Annotated in this window: 1 protein-coding gene; it reads left to right on the top strand. The window is 63.7% G+C overall.

Annotated features, from left to right (window positions below; genetic code table 11):
• The coding region (locus tag EN861_RS34295) for an RHS repeat protein (protein ID WP_135867870.1) at positions 1-529 on the top strand (529 nt) is incomplete at both ends.

Below are 529 nucleotides of genomic sequence, written 5' to 3' on the forward strand. Positions count from 1 at the left end.
ACAGCCTCAAATACGACGGCTTCAGCAAGGTCGGGCGCCAGGACGCCACCATCGCAGGCCTGACCCACACCACGACCAGTGTGCGTGATGCGTCCGGGCAGACACTGGCGACACAGTACCTGCCGGTGCAGCTCGACTTCGGCACGTCTGCAACACCGCTGCAATACACCGCCTGCAACAAGCTCGCCTCGGCTCCCGGGTTCATCGCCTCGACGCTTTACGAGGCCGATGGCCAGACCAGGGAGATCAACTACGCCAATGGCGTGAAGACCAGCTTCACCTACTCGCCGACCCGGCGCTGGGTGACGCGTGTCACCACGTCGAGGGGCGCCACCGTCCTGCTCGACGATCAATATGCCCGCGACAATCTAGGCCGCATCACCGGCACGACGGGGCTGACGACCTCCGACAGCTGGACCTATGGCTATGACAATGCCGACCGGCTGACCTCCAGCACCAATCTTGGCGACCCCACGCTCTCGGAAAGCTTCGTCTATGCCGCCAACGACAACATGGCCTCGCGAACCCG

The organism is Mesorhizobium sp. M8A.F.Ca.ET.218.01.1.1 (assembly GCF_004791165.1).
GTDB lineage: Bacteria > Pseudomonadota > Alphaproteobacteria > Rhizobiales > Rhizobiaceae > Mesorhizobium.